This window comes from Acetivibrio sp. MSJd-27 (genome assembly GCF_018918095.1).
Lineage (GTDB): Bacteria > Bacillota > Clostridia > UMGS1840 > HGM11507 > HGM11507.
Window position 1 is genome coordinate 1 of the sequence record NZ_JAHLPV010000014.1, and the last position, 15,957, is coordinate 15,957.

Consider the following 15,957-nt stretch of genomic DNA (forward strand, 5'->3'; position numbering starts at 1 on the left):
CCCCGGCACAGTGCGCCGGCCTCGAGCTGTCCAAAAAGCGCAAACGCGAGCTTTTGCTCGTTGCTTAGCCAGATTGGCTGATTGCGGGTGCTATTTTTTCATGTTAACTTTACAGAGCCAATAATTTTTAAGACAGCCATCGCAGTCCTTTTGGATAATGGTTCTTTAGAATGCCGCCGCTCAGCTTTCCCCATCCCAGGGAATAGCCGTCAACCGTGACAAGATTCCAGCCTTTTTCGCCCTGGACTTGTATCACGTCTCCGCGCAGATAAGAGAATACTTCCGGCGAATCGGAGGAGAGGGGAATCACATGCTTTGCCTGATCTGGTTTCAGTGTCAGCGCCAGAGCGTGGGAAGGTTCAAATCGGTTTTTCTTCAACGTGCCCAGATGCAGGCCGGGACGCACCACCTTTAAACCTTTCATATCCAGCATTCCTGCTGGAACAGAATACAGATTTTCACCGAACAGGAATCGGTTTTGCGGCGGGATGGAAGAAAGCGTTTCCTCTGCAAATTGATAAAATGCCAAGGGAATCTTTCCCTCCGGCTGGCAAAACATATACTTATGATTCGATTCGAGGCCATTCTTTTTCAGGACGGCGATAAAATGACCCTCCCCCTGTGCCAGATGGGGCCAGATACGGATGGTATCCGCAATATGGGGGGCAGGTTCCCGTATCCAATCCGCCCTGCCTGGGGAAAAGGAGTTGTCCCTGTTCACAGGCTGGATTGCCATCCATGGACATGCCTCTATGAAACGGCTGATTGTCCCTTCGTTTTCCTCCGGAGAAAAGGTGCAGGTGGAATAAACCAGCCTGCCGCCGGGACGAAGCATTTTTTCCGCTTCCAGAAGAATCTCCATTTGGCGCTGTGCACACATGGCGACGTTTTCCAGGCTCCACTCGCTGCAGGCATTGGGATCTTTGCGGAACATTCCTTCGCCGGAACAGGGGGCGTCCACCAGTATTCGGTCGAAATAGCCAGGAAAGCGGTTTGCCAGCCGATCCGGCGTTTCATTCGTGACAACCGTATTTATAATTCCCATACGCTCCACATTTTGGGAAAGAATTTTTGCTCTCCCCGAATGAATCTCGTTGGAGATGAGCAGGCCTCTGTTTAACATTTTGGATGCGATATGGGTTGTTTTTCCTCCGGGAGCGGCGCATAAGTCCAGAATGCGTTCTCCGGGTTCCGGGTCAAGATATATCACAGCGGCCATTGCGCTGGGTTCCTGGATATAATAAAGTCCGGCTTCAAAATATGGATGCTTGCCGGGGCGTTCCTCTGCCGGATAATAATAGCCGTTTTCCGTCCATGGCACCGGCGTAAGGGAAAAGGGGGAGAGTGCTGTAAATGCGGACGGTTCAATTTTCAGTGAATTGACACGAAGGCCTTGGAAACGTCCTTTCTCATAACTTTGTATAAATGCGTCATATTCTTCTTGCAGCTGTTTTTTCATTCGTTGCCGAAACGGTTGGGGAAGGTTCATCGGTTCACCTCGTTAGAAATAAAAATCACTCTGTTTTTTTTGTTTCTGCTTGTCACGGTACATGCTGTCGTCTGCCTCATGGTATAATCTTTGGAAAGCATCCTGCGGAATATCGTTTGTATCTGTGGGATACAGGACAGCGGTACCCATAGCAGCTGAAATCGGCAGCTTGTGATTCTTATTATAAGCTGAAATGCCATCCTTGATTTTCTGAATATGTATGGGAAGTTTCTCTGCAGATACCCTTGGCAGAGTTACTAAAAATTCATCTCCTCCTATGCGGTAGGTTTTCCCATCGGACGAAAAGCATTTTATAAGAACACCGGCAAGGCCGCAGATAATCTCATCACCAGACATATGTCCAAAGGTATCGTTTACATATTTTAAATTATTCAAATCAAGTAAAACACAGCAAAAAGGTAAGTAATTCCAGGGGTTTCTTATGATACTCTTTTCTTCGTCTCCCAATGCGGCGCGGTTGAACAACTGGGTTAACGGATCAATATAAGCCAGTTTATGGTAGAGCTCCTGCTCTTTTAGCTGACTGTTTTTCAGTTCCAGCTGTATCTTGAGAAGCTGTTCGTTCTGATGAAATTCGTAATTTTTGCGCATGTTTTTAATAAACTGAAACAGCACCGCATAGACAGCAAGAATCAGTGCAAAATAAGCTAACACTACAGGTGCGTACTCCAGCCGCTGAACCAGCGGCGCTGGATATCCAATGGTAAGATACAGCATGAGATAAAAAAAGATGGAGAGTAAAGCCAAACCGCCCCAGCCTTTTTTCAGCGCCCGCTGTATCTCCTTATATGTATTGTGGATCCGGTATATGACATAAAAAGCGGCTGCGAATAATATGGCGGTCCACAAGAGCATAAAAACTTCAGAAAGATCATAAATAGCATTCAGAATATTGGAAATTCCCAAGATAATCGTCCCAAAAATATCGACAGTGCAGAAGGTAAATATATACCGAAAATCTCTGTATTTTGCGATGGAACCGCAAAGAAAAAAGGAGGGTATCGTCAGAAACAATGCGGACGAAAGCGCCGGAAACATCCCCAATGAGAGGCCAAATAGATAAGCGGCGGAGCATACCATATAGGTACTGATGCCGATTATCCATGTTTTTTTTACGGAATATCTGGATTCACATAGAATCAGGAATAAAATTAATATGCAGGAAATGGAAAGAACATTGATAAAGGCATCTGTCATAGAAAATCCTCCCTTAACTACAAAGTTATAATAATCTAAAAATTATTATAACATCAGGAAGGGAAAAAGCCAAGAAAAAAAGTGGACTGTAACGGAGAGTGTAAAAAACGCTCCTGGCTACAGTCCGCTTTCATTTTTCAGAGTGTCAGAAAATTAGACTCTCTTTTTCAGCGTTTTCATCAGCTGGAGCAGGGCTTCCTTCTGTTCTTCGGACAGCACATTCCAGCAATTTATCAGTTCTTTTTGCTGCGAGGTCAGTGAAATGATGTTTCCCTCCGCAAAAAATTGGCTCAGCGTCAGACCGAAGCTGCCGCAAATTGCCTCCAATGTAGGTATGGTGGGAAGCATATTCCGCTTAAAAAGATTGGAGATCGTCGATTGGGAAAGTCCGGCCTCCTTTGCCAGCTTGTATTCCGTCCAGTTCCGCTCTTCCATTAGTTCTTTCATGCGTTTGTGTATATCCAGCTTAATCACCATCTTTCCTGACACTATTATACTTCGCAGTTTAGTGGTAAAATAGTATAAAAAAGTTATTAAATTAATACACATAAGTATTGAAAATATATTTTATCTGAGGTATAATGATTGCATGTAATTGGAAATCAATTGGCAGTTTATGCCGAAAAGGGGAATGATGCGGTTATGAAAGTGAATTTCTTAGCTTATTTTAAGAGACAATCCGAATTATTTCAGCAAAACAAACGCGAGATCGCAAAAAACAATTTAGAATTATTACATGGGGTATTAGTATGCGGTTGTCTTGTTTTTGGATTACTTTTTATTGCCAGCATGTTTTTGCCGTGTTACGAAAATATTCCGCTTATTTATTGCTGTATGTTTTGCATGATGTTTATACTGCTGATCGCTTTTCGCTTTTCTTGGATTCAGCATTTTGCGGCGGGCGGTTTTTATCTTGTATCAGCGATGCTTTTTCTTCTCGCCGCATATATCGGTTTAAGAATAGATGTCCAGCAGAAGACAACCGTATTGATTGGCCTGTATTGCCTGGCTCCATTGGTAATCCTTGATAAATCCTGGCGGATAAACACTGCTGTATTGGCGTCCTATCTGGTTTATACTATGTTGGCCTTTCTGCTAAAAGAACATCAGGCCGCATTGGATGACAGTCTGAATAGTGCCTGTTTTGCCATCAGTGGTATTTTTGTTGGAGAATATATGCGGTTTATCCGGCTGGATAACATTGAATTAAAACGCCGGGCACAGCTGAAAATGAAGACGGATTTTTTAACCGGGCTTTTTAACCGCAGGAAGTTATACGAGGTGATACAGAACGAAAAAAAAGCAGGTACACGGAAAATCAATGCTGTGATGATGCTGGATATCGATCACTTTAAACGCTACAATGATTGCTATGGACATCCGGCAGGGGATATCTGCCTACAAAAAATTGGAGTGCTTTTGAAGGAGTATGAGAAGGATGAGAGAGCGGAGACATTCCGGTATGGAGGGGAAGAATTCGTTGTTCTGATGGATATCATGGATGTCAATGAAATGCATGACATTGCGGAGATGCTGAGAAGAAAAGTGTGGGAATTGGAAATTGCCTTTCCCCAGTATAGAGAGGGACGGCTGACTCTCAGTATCGGCTTTGCCGTCCGGGGAGAGGAAGGAAAAGATACGCCGGAACAGCTTATTGCAAAAGCGGATAAAGCGTTGTACGGTGCAAAGTCCGGCGGAAGGAACAGGGTATGTTGCTATTCGGCACAGTCGGAGCTTTCCACGCAGAGATGAAGAGATAACGAACAGATAGAAAAACGTCATGAAACCATTGGGGATTCATGACGTTTTTTACGACATACCGGAGAAAAAATGGTATTTCAAAAGAGCGATCATAGTTGTAAAATATATTGCAGCGATAGGAAAGGAATGAAAAAGATGTTTCTATAAAAAGACAAGGCTTCTTTATATGCCCTTTTTACGGCAGATATCAGCAATGCAGCATTTATCGCAATGAGGTTTTGTTCTCGCTGTGCAGATGTCCCTGCCGTGGTATACCAGTCTGTGGCAAAAATCGTTGCCTTCCTCGGGAGGAATGATTTTCCACAGCGCCATCTCCACTTTTTTCGGCTCTTTGATGCCGTCCACCAGTCCCATGCGGTTGACCAGCCGGATACAGTGGGTATCTGTCACGATTGCGGGCTTTCCGAACACGTCCCCTATCACAAGGTTCGCGCTTTTCCGTCCTACTCCCGGGAGCTTCAGAAGCGCGTCAAAGTCATCCGGGACGTTCCCGCCGTATTCGTCCCGCAGGATTTTCATACAGGCGCTGATATCCCGCGCCTTGCTGTGTCCAAGACCGCAGGGTTTTACAATCTGTTCGATCTCCTCCACATCCGCTGAAGCCAGCGCGTCCACGTCAGGAAATTTTGCGTACAGCTCCTTTACCACTATGTTTACTCTGGCGTCGGTGCATTGAGCGGCAAGACGTACGCTCACCAGCAGCTTCCAAGCCTGATTGTAGTCCAGACTGCAATGCGCCGTCGGATATTCCTTCTTCAAACGTTCAATAATCTCCAAAGCCAGTTTTTTCTTTGTCATAATAACAACTCCTTTCGGAAGATAGAATTTGTATCATTGGTTAAATTTTAATTTGATTTCATTGGTTTTTAGTGTTCAATGTACACTGAGTGAACATGATGAATGTGAAGGACGAAAGGAAACTGCCCCTTTCACAAATGTATTTGGAAATATATATATTTGCTATATTGTGTTCCTGGCAACAGTTCAGCAAACGAAAATCTGCGCAACCAATCATCGTCTTTACATAGTTTGCCCGTTTTTATGTTCCTTCTTCATTTGATACATATTACTATCAGCGAGTTCTTTAACTTTTTGAACATTGTCGCCTGCCGTAAATGGAGCGGATCCAACAGACACATAAGGCAGTATACTCAATGTTTTTCTTCTGATATCCAATTCTTTTATCAGCATTTCATTGCAGCTTTCTTTATCTGCACTTGTATTCAACAAAACACAAAACTCATCTCCGCCAATGCGATAACAAAGGCCATCTTTTGAATATGCTTTCATAATACAAGCTGCTATTTCTTTCAAACATTGGTCTCCCACTAAGTGGCCGTAATTATCATTTATTTGTTTAAAATGATCAATATCATAAACAATTAAAGTAACGTTTTGTCCCAATGAGGCAGTTTTATTCAGGTAACTATTCTGATTTAACAATCCGGTAAGTCCATCCAGTTGCTGCCACATACCGTTACAATATGTAAAGTAAAGAATTGACAGAAGCGATACGCATAACCAGGCTACATGAATTTGCGGAAAAACTACCTGTAGCATAGTAGACGCTAATAGAAAGGCAGCAATTAGATAAACGATGTTCCTGCTTCTGTTCTGGTGTTTTCTAACAACTCGAACAGTCGAAACAAGCAGAAAAATTATGCTGGCGCAATAAACCACAGGGTATATTCCGAAGAATTCTTCTCGCGTATATTGATTATTCTGATCAATGTAAAAGACTATCTTGAACGGGAAAGATATCGCTAAAAACAGCAGGTACACAATCTCAACAATAATGGCATTTTTGGTGCTTCGATTTTTTTCCAAGGCAACAGAAAGGAAAATCGAAACTGCCGGTGTCAACCCAAATCCCAGATAATTTGCAAGAATATTGATCCACCTGAATGATGCAGACTGATTATCTACAAGAACAGTTACTACTTCCAGAATTGAAATACAGATAATTAAAATAAAAGAACTGATAAACCAACGCCTTTGCTGTAAATTAAGCGTTTCATTGTATTTTGTAAGAACACACATTATTCCCAGAACAAAAACATCTATTATTGTAATAATTAAAAAGTAATAATCCATTTGAACAAATCTCCCAGTCGGCAATTATTCATGTCAAAGGACGATGTCTTGATATTTCCTCGCATAGGCGCAATACTTTTGGACATTGCCATACGCCGTCAGCACGCTCCTCTCTTTGTGTAGGGTTCACCCTGTTCGGCCTCTTTCGGTGTGATCTTTATCGGGGCATCCGGCTTGCATCGTGACATCAACACCACCGTCTCTACATGGCTTGTCTGCGGAAACATATCAACCGGGACAACCGACTGTATTTGGTAGTCCGAATGTTCCGCAAGATAGTTCAAATCCCTTGCCAATGTGGCAGGATCACAGGAGATATAGCAGAGTTTTTTCGGAGCCAGCCGGATGATTGCCTCCAGCAGCTTCCGGTCGCAGCCGGCTCTGGGGGGATCCAGAACCACGGCGGTGGGAATTTCTCCCTGATCTATCAATTCAAAAATTTTTTCCTCCGCTTTTCCCGCGAAGAAGCAGGCATTTTGAATATCATTTAAGAGCGCATTTTGCTTTGCGTATTCGATAGCTTCCGGCACAATTTCAATACCAATAAGCTTCTTTATCCGCTTTGCGGCGCATAGACCGATGGTGCCGATTCCGCAATAGATATCAAACAGTACATCATCGATGTTTAAATCCATTGCATCCAAGGCTGCCTGATATAAGCGGGGCGTCTGATAGGGATTCACCTGGCAAAAGGAAAGCGGTCCGATTCGAAACCGTGTATCCAGAATCTTATCCTCAATATAAGGTAATCCGGCCAGAATGTTTGTCTTTTCTCCCAAAATGACATTGGTTTTGAATTGATTGACATTGTGAATCACCGAGGCAACACCGTCAATACAGAGCAGACGTTCTGCCAGAATGTCCGCATGAGGAAGAACTTTCGAATTGGCTGAAACGCCTGCCATAACCTGTCCTGTGGAGAGTCCGACACGAAAATAAATATGACGTATCAGACCGGTGTGGGTTTTCTCATCGTAAGGAGGAAGCTTAAAATCTTCCATCCACTGCTTGATACAATTTATAACCTCCTGCGCCTTTCTGTCCTGAATCATACAGGCGTCAGCGGATTGGATCCGGTGGGAGCGGGGTGCATAGAAACCGGCGATAATATGTCCGTTCGTATCTTTGCCAACCGGAATGAAAACCTTATTGCGGTAATGAAAAGGCTGAGGAGACGGAAGCGTACCGGAAACCGGAAATTCGATTTTTCCGATTCGTTTCAGGCAGTCGGTTACTTTTTGCCGTTTGATCTCCAGCTGCTTTTCATAGGACACATGCAGATAACTGCATCCGCCGCATTGGTGAAAAACCGGACAGGAAGGGCGGATACGGCTGGCGGAGGGAGTCAATATTTTTTCCACTTTTGCATAGGCAATGTTTTTTTTCACTTTCAGGATTTTTGCCTCTGCCATTTCCCCGGCAATGGCGCCTTGGATAAAAATCACCAGACCGTCCTGCTTGGCAACTCCGAGTCCCTCGGAGGTTGTCCCTGTAACGGAAAGGCAGTATATCTCATTTTTCTTCATATTGTTCTCTCTTTCAAAGATTTGTACACATTAAACAAAAACCATATTCAATATACCATAGATTTATGAAAAATTCAATTTTAGGCAAAAAATTATAGTCAAAGTGTATAAGGAATTTTTAATTTTTTTGTAGAATAATCCAATGGTATCTGCCCCTCAAATATGGTATATTAGTATCAAGTTCCAACGATGAAAAGGAAAATGGAGGTAAGAAAAATGGCAAGTTTATCTTTAAAAAATGTTACAAAAAGATATGCCGATGGCGTCGAAGCTGTTAAACAGTTCAACTTAGATATTGCAGATAAAGAGTTTATCGTTTTGGTCGGCCCTTCCGGCTGTGGTAAATCCACCACACTGAGAATGATTGCAGGTCTGGAAGAAATCTCTGACGGGCAGGTTATGATTGGCGACAAAGTGGTCAACGATGTTGCACCGAAGGACAGGGATATTGCGATGGTGTTCCAGAGTTACGCTCTGTATCCGCATATGTCTGTTTTTGAAAATATGGCATTCTCTCTGAAACTGAGAAAAGTTCCGGATCCGCAGAATCCCAAACGGATGACCAAAATCCCGAAGGAAGAAATTCGGAAAAGAGTAGAAGAAGCAGCTAAAATCCTGGATATTGAACATCTTCTCGACAGAAAGCCGAAGGCTTTGTCCGGAGGCCAGAGACAGAGGGTTGCGCTTGGCCGTGCAATCGTTCGTGAACCTCAGGTGTTCCTGATGGACGAACCGCTGTCCAACTTGGATGCAAAACTGAGGGTTCAGATGAGAACCGAAATTTCCAAATTACATAAAAGACTGAATACCACTTTCATCTATGTTACCCATGACCAGACAGAAGCTATGACAATGGGGACCAGAATTGTTGTTATGAAGGACGGCATCATCCAGCAGGTTGATTCTCCTCAAGTTCTGTATGAAACACCTGCAAACCTGTTTGTTGCAGGATTCATGGGAAGCCCCCAGATGAACTTCATCGATTCCAAGCTGGAGAAAAAAGAGGATGGCTATTACGTTGTATTCGCATCTTACTCCATTAAAATTCCGGATGGTAAAGTTGCGGCAGCAAAGAATCTGGATCAGTATGTGGGCAAAGAAGTTGTTCTGGGTATCCGGCCTGAGAATATCCATGATGAAGAAGCTTTCCTGAACCTGTCACCTGACAGCGTCATTTCCGTGAAGGTTGAAGTAACCGAGTTGATGGGTGCTGAAACTTATCTGTATTTGGACTTCGAAGGCAAAAAATTCACTGCGAGAGTGAATCCGAGAACACAGGCAAAACACGGCGACGTGATCAAGGTTGCTCTGGACTTGAACAAAATTCATCTGTTCGACAAAGAAACCGAAAAAACGATTTTCAATTAATGATAAAAAGGCAGGCTAAGGCCTGCCTTTTTGTTTGATTTCATAGGGCATTAGAAGCTGTAAAGGATGATATTTTCATTGGTTGACGAACGCTTCAGAATCATGTATGATAAGCATTGGAAATGAAATACAAAAAAGATTGTTTGGAGGATATGAGAATGGCAGAAATCAGAGCATTCCGGGGGCTTAGGTATGATCCCTCAATCGCCGGAGATTTAAAGGAATTGGTTACGCCTCCCTATGACATTATTTCACCGGAGGAACAAAAGGGGTATTATGCAAAAAACGAGAATAATGTGATTCGCTTGGAGTATGGTATGGAGCTTGCAGGCGACAGCGAATTGCAAAATAAATATACCCGTGCGGGACAGCAGCTGAAGGATTTTTTGAATACGGGTGTACTGAAAAGGGATGAAAAAGACTGCCTTTATATCTATGAGCAGATTTTTCAACTGAAGAATGGGGAATCCAAATCCTTTAAGGGAATTATTTGTTTGGTGAAGCTGGAGGAATTTGATAAAGGAGTGGTGCTCCCCCATGAGGAAACACTGTCCAAGGCCAAGTCGGATCGGTTCAATCTGATGTGCGCAACCAACTGCAACTTTTCCCAGATTTATTCCCTTTATCTGGACGAACAGAAAAAGATTTATCCGGCTATTGACGCGCTTTCCGACGGCGAGCCGGATATCTGTTTTGCAACGGATGACGGGATACAGCAAAGGCTGTGGATTATTCCTGAAAACAAAGAGGTCCGCGACATCATTTCCCTCTTTCGCGCTGAAAAGCTTTATATAGCGGACGGACATCACCGTTATGAGACAGCGTTGAACTACCGCAATAAGCTGCGGGAGGAAAAAGGGACATATGCCGAGAATGCTCTGTTTAACTATGTAATGATGTTTCTGGTCAATATGGACAATGAGGGGTTGTTGGTTTTTCCTACCCATAGAATGCTGAGGGATTTATCTGATTTTTCAGAGGAACATTTTCTGAAAGAAGTGGAACATGATTTTTCTGTTGAAAAGTGCGGAAAACCGATGCAGATGGAACAGGAACTTTCCAAGCGGGAAGGAAAAAACTTCGGATTCTATACCGGAAAGGATTATTATTACATTCTGACCTTAAAAAATAAAACGTTGATGGATGACCTGATTCCGGAAAAATCGGAGCCCTACCGCAATCTGGACGTATCCATTCTTCATTCGGGCATTTTGGAACGGTTTATGGGGATCGACAAGGAAAACATGGCGAACCAGAAAAACCTGAGCTATACCCGTGATTTCAGTGAGGCGATTGACAGAGTGAAAGACGGTACGGTCCAGTGCAGTTTTATTCTCAATGCAACCCGGATCAATGAAATTAAGGATGTCACGTTATATAAAGAGAAGATGCCCCAGAAATCGACTTATTTCTGGCCGAAGCTGGTAACCGGAATTGTGATGAATCAGTTTGAGTAGGGAGGAAAAATGATGACGGAGCTCGGAAAAACAGGATTGCAGGTTCCCCGGATTGCTGTAGGGTGTATGCGGATGTGCAACCTGGAGGAAAAGCGTGCCGCTGAACTGATACATACCGCCCTGGATTGCGGCATGAATTTTTTTGACCATGCGGATATTTACGGGGGAGGAAAATCGGAGGAGATCTTTTCCCGCGCAATCGGGATGAATGCACAAGTCCGCGAAAAAATTATTTTGCAGTCGAAATGCGGTATCCGCAAGGGTTTTTATGATTTTTCCAAGTCGCATATCGTGAATTCCGTGGACGGAATTTTAAAGCGCCTGCAAACCGATTATCTGGATGTTTTGCTGCTTCACCGACCGGATGCTCTGGCAGATCCGGAGGAGGTGGCGGAGGCGTTTGACGAATTGTATCGGTCGGGGAAAGTACGGAATTTCGGTGTGTCCAACGAGAAGCCCATGCAGATAGAATTGCTTTCCAAATATTTGAATCGGCCTGTCTGCGTGAATCAATTGCAGCTGAGCATCCCCAATGCATCTATGATCACAAACGGGCTCAATGTGAATATGGAGAATGATTCGGCGGTGGAGCGGGACGGAAGCGTCTTGGATTACTGCCGCTTGAAGGACATCACGATTCAGCCCTGGTCCCCCTTTCAGTATGGTTTTATGGAAGGAGTATTCCTGAATAACCGGGAAAAATTCAATGTTTTAAACCAGACTATCGATCGCATGGCGGAGGAGAAATCCGCATCGCCGGAAGCAATTGTAATCGCCTGGATTCTGCGGCATCCCGCCCGTATGCAGCCGGTTGTCGGGACGATGAACCCTGCACGGCTAAAGGGGATTGCCAAAGCGCTGAAAATTGCTTTGACAAGGGAAGAGTGGTATGAGATATACCGCTCTGCCGGAAATGTATTGCCGTAAAAAGGACAATGTTTCAGTCGGGCTGTTGTTTCGTAAAAATAACTGCGGGCAAGATGTTCCCGCCTCTTTCGACGGCGGGTTCTATATCCGCACGAAGCGGCAGCGCCATTGTCCTCGGTGAATGACGGGACAAGACTTTATTGAACGAAAAGCAAGATGCTGCCTGCTCAATCGCTGCATAACGGGGCAATAACCCTATGGAACCTGCGAAGCAATTTTATGTTTTCAGAGCGGAAAATCTTTACAGAACATCGTCCAGAGCAGGGGTCTGAACCTCTTTCCATTCCTTAAACTTCCGATATTCTCTGGGGGAAAAACCTACACGGGCTTTAAACAGCTTGGAAAATTGGGAGAGGGAGGAAAAACCACAGTTCTGTGCAATCTGAGCGATATGCAAAGAGGTATTCATCAAATACATTCTTGCACACATAAGACGCTTCTCCAAGATATACTCCGCAGGGGGGAGTCCGGTTTGCTCTTTAAATATGTGGCGGAAACGGTGATAGGAATAGCCGGTTCTGCTGGCTAAAGCTTGGAGACTTACCGTTTTATTAAAATGTATGTTAATATATGTGATTGCCGTTTGAATCGGATTATCTTTATCTGCCTGTTGTCTGCGAAGACATCTCAGAACAATCTGCTCGCACAGGATATTAAGGTATCTGCCGTAGAATGGCGATTGCTTCGTGAATTCCCGCTCCATCTTAACCATAATATAATGAATACTTTTGTCGGGATCCGAAAATAAACCCTTTTCTAAAACAACGGACGGATCTGGGATGTGAAATCCGGCAAAAACCAGTTCGGAATCCGCAAGACGTTTTTCTTCATGCCTTGTATAGGGCGGAATTAGGGCATAGGTACCCGGATGGTACCGGAATTCATAGCCGTCAATAACGGTATAGCCGGTACCCTTTATGTAATAAACAATTTCATAGCAGTCGTGGAAAGCCGGCTGTGTATCCGTATACTGGGGTCTCTCCACATGGGACAAGAAGGAAAATTCCATAGTATCAGCTCCTTCCACAAGTGTATCATGATTCCGGCTTGCCTGCAATCCTTATTTGACAAAATGCGCGATTTGTATTATGATAAAAGAAACAATTGAATGATTGGATTTCTAGGGGGACATTTCGATGTTGAGAAGGTTAAAACCTGACCCTTTGAACCTGAAGTAGTTAACACTGCCGGAGGAAAGAAAGCCGTTTGAAAGAACACAGCTTATCTTTAAGGTAGGCTGTTTTTTGTTGCAAATATAGGATGGAAAAGAGGACAGGCTATGAAAAGATGTTTGACCATTGCAGGCTCCGATTCCAGTGGAGGGGCAGGCATCCAAGCAGATTTAAAGACTTTTTCTGCACTGGGAACATTCGGCATGAGCGTTGTCACATCTGTCACAGCACAGAATACGCTGGGGGTTCAGAGTGTTTATGATCTGCCCCCCGATGTGGTCGCGGCGCAGATGGATGCCGTTTTTTCGGATATTGCCGTGGATGCGGTGAAAATAGGTATGGTGTCCGCAGAGGATACAATCGGCGTAATCGCGGAGAAAATGCGGTATTATAGACCGGAATACCTGATTATTGATCCCGTCATGGTGTCTAAAAACGGCTGTCCGCTGTTAAAATCGTCCGCTGTGAAAGCATTGAAGGAGCAGTTGTTGCCGCTTGCCTGGATTCTGACGCCCAATCTGGAAGAAGCACAGGTTCTTGTGGACAGGGAACTTCGCTCCGCGGAGGAAGTGCGCAAAGCAGCGGCTGAAATTTGTGCGATGGGTGCGCGCAGCGTCTTAATAAAAGGGGGGCATCTGGAGGGCGAGCCGATAGATACCTTCTTTGACGGCGAAAAATGGACGGTATTTCACGGAACGAGGCTGAAGAATAAAAATACCCATGGAACCGGCTGCACCTTGTCATCCGCAATCGCAGCCTATCTGGCAAGAGGCCTTGACTGTGAAGAGAGTATACGGCAGGCCAAAGGATATGTGGCAACCGGAATATTGCACGGCATTGAACTGGGACATGGAATCGGACCGACACATCATTTCTATGATCTGTATCGAAAAGCAGGGCTGTTGGAGGAGGACGCATGAACTTTCAGGGTGCGATTTTTGATATGGACGGAACACTGGTGGATTCTATGTGGATCTGGGAGGGCTTAGCACAGCGTTTTTTGGAAAAAAAGAATGTCACTCCGCCCCCCGGATTGAACAACCAATTCAAAAATATGACCTTCGAGAGCTCCTCTGCTTATCTGGCACATCATTTTGCTCTGGAAATGACACCGGAAGAAATCCGCCGGGAATGGATGGGCATGGTATACCACTATTACGGCAATGAGTTGTTTCTAAAGCAGGGGGCTTTCGAATATTTACAGCGTCTCCATCAGTGTGGGGTGAAGCTGGCGCTTCTTACCTCGAATTTCCGAGAAAATTGTGAGGCATTTTTAAGACGGAATGGTATTTTTGAACTGTTTGACCGTATCCTCACCTCAGACGAGGCGGGTAACGGGAAAGAAAAGCCAGAAATTTATTTGGAAATGGCTCGGAAACTAAATGTTGCGCCGGAACACTGCATGGTATTCGAAGATATCCTGATTGCTGTGCAAAGCGCAAAAAAAGCCGGAATGATGGTGACGGCAGTTGAGGACGATGCATCATTGCCGGAACGGGATGAAATAAAAAAGACAGCAGATCGATATATTGTAAGCTTTCAGGAACTGCTGTAATACCAAAATAAAAGAAAGGACCGCCAGGCAGGCGGTAAAACAGGTGAGAAAAATGGAATATACAACACAGATGGATGCTGCAAAAAAATGCATTGTCACACAAGAGATGGAAACCGTGGCGCGGAAAGAGGGTAAGACTGCCGATGAGATTTGCAATCTGGTCGCGAAAGGCTGGGTGGCTATCCCGGCAAACAGAAATCACAAAAGCCTTTCCCCTGAAGGAATCGGGCATGGCCTGCGGACAAAAATAAATGTCAATTTGGGGATATCCAGAGACTGCAATGATGTAGAGATGGAAATGAACAAGGTGAAAAAAGCGATAGAGCTGAAGGCGGAAGCAATTATGGATTTAAGCTCCTACGGAAAAACCTATGACTTCCGGCAAAAGCTTTTGGATTATTCCCCCGCTATGATAGGAACCGTGCCAATGTACGATGCCGTAGGCTTTCTGGAAAAGGAACTATGTGAAATAAAGGCAAAAGAATTTTTGGATGTTGTTAGGTGCCATGCGGAGCAGGGCGTGGATTTTATGACAATCCATGCCGGAATCAACCGGGAGACGGCGGCGCATTTTAAAAAGAATCCCAGGATGACAAACATTGTATCAAGGGGAGGTTCTCTGCTGTTTGCCTGGATGGAGATGACAGGGAACGAGAATCCTTTTTACGAATATTATGACGAGGTGTTGGACATTCTTGCACAGTATGACGTGACGATCAGCCTGGGGGATGCCTGCCGTCCCGGCTGTATTGACGATGCGACCGATCCGGTGCAGATTTCCGAGCTTTTGGTTTTGGGAGAACTGACCAAGCGGGCGTGGGAAAAAAATGTGCAGGTCATGGTCGAAGGACCGGGTCATATGAAAATGGATGAAATTCAGGCAAATATGATGCTGGAGAAGAAGCTTTGCCATAATGCTCCCTTCTATGTATTGGGACCCTTAGTGACGGATATCGCGCCAGGTTACGATCATATAACCAGTGCAATCGGCGGGGCGATCGCCGCGGCAAGCGGAGCAGATTTCCTATGCTATGTGACTCCGGCGGAGCATCTGCGGCTTCCGGATTTGGAGGACATGAAAGAGGGGATTATCGCCTCCCGTATCGCAGCGCATGCCGGTGATTTGGTGAAGGGAGTCAAGGGAGCCAAAGACTGGGATGACAAAATGGCAAAGGCGAGAAGAGAGATCAACTGGGAAGAGATGTTTCGGCTCTCCATTGACGAGGAGAAGGCCAGAGACTACCGCGCAAGCTCACAGCCGGAGGTGGAGGACACCTGTACCATGTGTGGAAAAATGTGTGCTGTTCGCAACATGAACAAAATTCTGAAAGGCGAAGATATCAATCTGATATGATCTTGTTAATATGTTTTCCGCTTTTGTATGAGATCC

General features: G+C 44.6%; 14 protein-coding genes and 1 riboswitch. Of the genes, 7 read left to right on the forward strand and 7 right to left on the reverse strand.

Annotated elements, in window-relative coordinates; genetic code table 11:
* Nucleotides 1–127 precede the first annotated feature (127 nt).
* The 3 genes from KQI32_RS06555 to KQI32_RS06565 all read right to left on the reverse strand — a co-directional run bounded on the left by KQI32_RS06555 (nucleotide 128) and on the right by KQI32_RS06565 (nucleotide 3,196).
* Complete coding sequence (locus tag KQI32_RS06555; protein WP_216424390.1) at nucleotides 128–1,489, reverse strand: RsmF rRNA methyltransferase first C-terminal domain-containing protein; 1,362 nt, start codon at nucleotides 1,487–1,489, stop codon at nucleotides 128–130.
* Nucleotides 1,490–1,501: 12 nt separating this feature from the next.
* On the reverse strand, nucleotides 1,502–2,707 hold the full coding sequence (locus KQI32_RS06560; protein WP_216424391.1) for a GGDEF domain-containing protein: 1,206 nt from the start codon (nucleotides 2,705–2,707) through the stop codon (nucleotides 1,502–1,504).
* A 153-nt stretch (nucleotides 2,708–2,860) separates the two neighbouring features.
* A complete protein-coding gene (locus tag KQI32_RS06565; protein WP_374197058.1) occupies nucleotides 2,861–3,196 on the reverse strand; it encodes a helix-turn-helix domain-containing protein in 336 nt (111 codons plus the stop codon).
* A 354-nt stretch (nucleotides 3,197–3,550) separates the two neighbouring features.
* Here KQI32_RS06565 and KQI32_RS06570 point away from each other — a divergent pair, with 354 nt between their 5' ends.
* Nucleotides 3,551–4,459 carry a GGDEF domain-containing protein gene (locus tag KQI32_RS06570; RefSeq protein ID WP_216424392.1) on the forward strand — a complete coding sequence of 303 codons (909 nt, stop codon included), beginning with the start codon at nucleotides 3,551–3,553 and terminating at the stop codon, nucleotides 4,457–4,459.
* 171 nt (nucleotides 4,460–4,630) lie between these two features.
* Here KQI32_RS06570 and nth read toward each other — a convergent pair whose 3' ends face one another.
* From nth to rlmD, 3 genes are all read right to left on the reverse strand, one after another.
* On the reverse strand, nucleotides 4,631–5,266 hold the full coding sequence (nth, locus tag KQI32_RS06575; RefSeq protein WP_216424393.1) for an endonuclease III: 636 nt from the start codon (nucleotides 5,264–5,266) through the stop codon (nucleotides 4,631–4,633).
* Between the two features lie 222 nt (nucleotides 5,267–5,488).
* A complete protein-coding gene (locus KQI32_RS06580) occupies nucleotides 5,489–6,562 on the reverse strand; it encodes a GGDEF domain-containing protein (RefSeq protein ID WP_177689764.1) in 1,074 nt (357 codons plus the stop codon).
* 98 nt (nucleotides 6,563–6,660) lie between these two features.
* The gene (gene rlmD / locus KQI32_RS06585) at nucleotides 6,661–8,088 is read right to left on the reverse strand and encodes a 23S rRNA (uracil(1939)-C(5))-methyltransferase RlmD (protein ID WP_216424394.1); all 1,428 of its coding nucleotides are present in this window, start codon (nucleotides 8,086–8,088) and stop codon (nucleotides 6,661–6,663) included.
* A 216-nt stretch (nucleotides 8,089–8,304) separates the two neighbouring features.
* Between rlmD and KQI32_RS06590 the strand changes: the two genes are divergently transcribed.
* From KQI32_RS06590 to KQI32_RS06600, 3 genes are all read left to right on the forward strand, one after another.
* Nucleotides 8,305–9,456, forward strand: coding sequence for an ABC transporter ATP-binding protein (locus KQI32_RS06590; RefSeq protein WP_177689762.1), 1,152 nt, complete (start codon nucleotides 8,305–8,307; stop codon nucleotides 9,454–9,456).
* A gap of 158 nt (nucleotides 9,457–9,614) precedes the next feature.
* Entirely contained in the window at nucleotides 9,615–10,913 is a 1,299-nt protein-coding gene (locus KQI32_RS06595) for a DUF1015 domain-containing protein (protein WP_177689760.1), read from the forward strand.
* A gap of 12 nt (nucleotides 10,914–10,925) precedes the next feature.
* A complete protein-coding gene (locus tag KQI32_RS06600) occupies nucleotides 10,926–11,840 on the forward strand; it encodes an aldo/keto reductase family oxidoreductase (RefSeq protein ID WP_374197059.1) in 915 nt (304 codons plus the stop codon).
* Nucleotides 11,841–12,081: 241 nt separating this feature from the next.
* Here the strand turns inward: KQI32_RS06600 and KQI32_RS06605 are convergent, their stop codons facing one another.
* Nucleotides 12,082–12,849, reverse strand: coding sequence for an AraC family transcriptional regulator (locus tag KQI32_RS06605; RefSeq protein ID WP_177689758.1), 768 nt, complete (start codon nucleotides 12,847–12,849; stop codon nucleotides 12,082–12,084).
* A 103-nt stretch (nucleotides 12,850–12,952) separates the two neighbouring features.
* A riboswitch (TPP riboswitch) is annotated at nucleotides 12,953–13,053 on the forward strand.
* 66 nt (nucleotides 13,054–13,119) lie between these two features.
* On the opposite strand from KQI32_RS06605, the gene thiD reads away from it, so the two are divergent.
* The 3 genes from thiD to thiC are packed head-to-tail and all read left to right on the forward strand — an operon-like array spanning nucleotide 13,120 to nucleotide 15,921.
* Complete coding sequence (gene thiD / locus KQI32_RS06610) at nucleotides 13,120–13,932, forward strand: bifunctional hydroxymethylpyrimidine kinase/phosphomethylpyrimidine kinase (protein WP_177689756.1); 813 nt, start codon at nucleotides 13,120–13,122, stop codon at nucleotides 13,930–13,932.
* A complete protein-coding gene (locus tag KQI32_RS06615) occupies nucleotides 13,929–14,567 on the forward strand; it encodes an HAD family phosphatase (protein WP_216424395.1) in 639 nt (212 codons plus the stop codon). Before thiD ends, KQI32_RS06615 begins: the two co-directional genes overlap by 4 nt.
* A 52-nt stretch (nucleotides 14,568–14,619) precedes the next feature.
* A complete protein-coding gene (gene thiC / locus KQI32_RS06620; protein ID WP_216424419.1) occupies nucleotides 14,620–15,921 on the forward strand; it encodes a phosphomethylpyrimidine synthase ThiC in 1,302 nt (433 codons plus the stop codon).
* Nucleotides 15,922–15,957 lie beyond the last annotated feature (36 nt).